Below are 2,814 nucleotides of genomic sequence, written 5' to 3' on the forward strand. Positions count from 1 at the left end.
GCCGCTGCCCTTTCCGCCAGATTTTGCCACTACGGCAACGTCATTCGATTTCGATACACCGCCGGCGTCGCCACCGCCCACGCCAGTGGCACCGTCGCCGCTGCCCTTTCCGCCAGATTTTGCCACTACGGCAACGTCATTCGATATCGATACACCGCCGGCGTCACCGCCGCCAGGCCAACTGCTGCCTGCTGTGGCCGGTCTGATGTCCGGTGTAGACCACGGTGACAGCGACCATCGCGCTCGCAGTGCCGATGATGGTGATATCGGGCCGCGAGTTGACAAGGGCAAGAGCCCGCAGCATGATTCGGTCGGCAGCCAGAACGGGCAGCCGGGTTCGCAACAGTCACCGGGTGACGACTCCAATGATGTCACGCCCTCGCATCGATCCGATGGGCATCATTCGTCCACAGATACCCAGCAGCCTTTCGCCGCTAGCAGTGCCCCAGAGCCGACGCAGCAGGGTTCGACCGGGAGTTCCAGCAACCAGCCCACCCCGCGGTCGTACCCGGCCTCGGAGGATGCGGTCGCTGGGGTCGAGTCGCCGGCGGCGCCGGGGCCGTTGGCGGGGCTGGCTGATCCGGGCGGTGAGGCCAGGCATTTGATCGCGCGTGTGTGGGGGGAGTTGTCTGAGGCGGGAGCTGTTGATGCCCGGGGTTTGACTCGAGAGGGTGTCGACGACAGCTATGTCGAGTTCTTCGAGGGGTGGGCTTCAAGGTTCAGGAATGAGGTCGAGCTGCGTGTTGGGTTCACGAATTTTCTGCTGACTGGTGATCCCGTGGTCGGTTTGGCGGGGGGTGGTCGAGAACGACTCGACGGCAAGGGTAAGGGCAGGGCCACCGAGTCCGACATCGATGACCATATCGCTGAGGACAGTGCTCGTATCGGGCCGGATGAGTTGGTTCATCGGTTGAATAGGTTGCGGGAGCGGGCTGAAGAGTATGACGTTGTGCCGCACCTATTGAGCGGCGATGAAACCTATGCGCGGGAATGGCGTGTGGTGCGCGCTGCGCTCGCGCGCAGCGGTTCCGACGCAAAGTTGTTGCCTGCGTTCACAACGCTGCCGGATCCGACTGACGTCGGGGCTGGGGTTGGCCGCGCTGTCTGGCCGGTTTCTGGTCTCGGAGAGCGGCTGTCGGTTTCCGGCGGTGGGCGTGATCGCGTCAGCGCAGGGGATTCGTCGCTTTCACCCTCACACCCGGGGTTGGGTGGTGAGGACAGCGGTAGTGAGTTGACACCGAAAGCTGGTACCCCGGTGGCGCCGGTTCCACCGCGGGCTACGCCACCGGCCACGCTGTCGGGGTTGTTCGTCGGTGGTGATGAGGCTCGGGGCTTCCGCGAAGTGCGGCGGGTCGGAACGCACGGTGGGCGACTCGTGGAAGACCCGGATGGGCAGCTTTGGCTGATGAAGACTGCGAAAGAGGGCGATGAGTTCCTTTCCCATCTGCAGGTCGCGGTTGCATCTTTGCAGGCAGCCGTCGGGTTGCCGATCCCCCCGACACGCCTACTAGACGGGGGGCGGTTCACCATCCGGGCGTGGGTGGACGCCACGTTGCTCGACATCGACATCAGCGCGTTGTCAGGTCCGGATCTGGTGACCTTGCAGAAACATCAGGTGTTCGACTGGCTGATCAGCAATCACGACGCCCACCCTGGGCAGTTCCTGCGGACACGCGATGGCGGCATCGTCGGTATCGATAAGGACCAAGCGTTCCGGTACTTCGGTCGAGACATATTGAGCTGGCGATTCCATCCCAACGGTTTCTACGGTGAGGCCGAGCCGGTTTACAACACTATGTGGAGAGGGTTCAGCCAGGGCCGGGGTGACATCTTGTTGTCCGATCCCCGTACCGGTGAGGTCGGCGAGTTCATCACGAGGTTGCGAGAGTTCGACGACGAGCGACTCCGGGATCTTTTGCGGCCCTATGCGGTGGGCGCTGCCAAGGCCGGGAAACTTTTGAGTACCTCGGGCGACGAACCGGGGCTTACCGACCAACGACACGTCGAAAACGATGTGGAGTCTTTCCTGTCCGCGGTGATCGAACGTAAGAGCCGGTTGGTTGAGGATTTCGGATCCCTCTACCAGCGGGCCCTTGACGCGCGGCCGGATCCGCAGCCTGCGGTCGCTTCGGGGGCTCCGAGGCTTTCGCCGCAGCCTTCGACGCGGCCCGTCGAGGATGTGCGGGCCAATGTCATCGAGGTTCCGACGGTGATGGTTGAGGGCACGTTCGACACGGCCGAGCCGGTGTTCAGCGCTGACCGTCCCAGTGCGCAACTAGATTCCACGGTCGCGCTGTCGGATATCACCTTGCCGCAACCGTTCCTGCGGTTGCACTTTCGCACCGACAATCATTTGCTTTTCCGCGCTGATACTCGGGGTCCCTCGGAGATCTTCGAAAGTGGTTTTGCCCCTCAACAACCGAGCATGCGCGATTTCGAAGCCTTCATTCTCGGACGTTCTGGAGCTTTTGTATCGACGACCCGAAATCCCGGGCTCCATTTCCGGGTTCCCTTCAACACTCGGCCCGATGTCTTCGAGTACATCATCGACGCCCCCGGCGGCATCGAGGCCAACCCGACACTCGAGGACCACCCCTATACCTACCAAGACGAGGTTTCCTTCCCCGGTGGGATACGACGCGAAAACATCATCGGCGTCGAGCGGGTATGGGACACGCTGACGGGGCACCCCGGCAGGACGGTACGGGGAACACATGAGTACGAGGAGTTCATCGCCAATCCGCGCTACGACCCCAGCGCACCCAATACCCGGATAGCGAGGAGGGCCAGCGCTGACGACAGCGACGACAACGC

General features: G+C 62.8%; 2 protein-coding genes. One reads left to right on the top strand and one right to left on the bottom strand.

What is annotated here, in order from left to right; translation table 11 throughout:
• Window positions 1–163: 163 nt before the first annotated feature.
• Window positions 164–304: a hypothetical protein gene (locus tag MVA01S_RS31775; RefSeq protein ID WP_218006075.1), complete on the bottom strand. Its 141-nt coding sequence runs from the start codon at window positions 302–304 to the stop codon at window positions 164–166.
• Between the two features lie 258 nt (window positions 305–562).
• Between MVA01S_RS31775 and MVA01S_RS31415 the strand changes: the two genes are divergently transcribed.
• The coding region (locus MVA01S_RS31415; protein WP_218006076.1) for a scabin-related ADP-ribosyltransferase at window positions 563–2,814 on the top strand (2,252 nt) is incomplete at its 3' end.

The sequence above is a fragment of the Mycolicibacterium vaccae NBRC 14118 = CIP 105934 genome (assembly GCF_001552715.1).
GTDB lineage: Bacteria > Actinomycetota > Actinomycetes > Mycobacteriales > Mycobacteriaceae > Mycobacterium > Mycobacterium vaccae.

What these genes read in the sequence shown, in the direction of transcription:
- MVA01S_RS31775 (WP_218006075.1), bottom strand. Translation starts at nt 304, where the DNA reads ATGCTGCGGGCTCTTGCCCTTGTCAACTCGCGGCCCGATATCACCATC.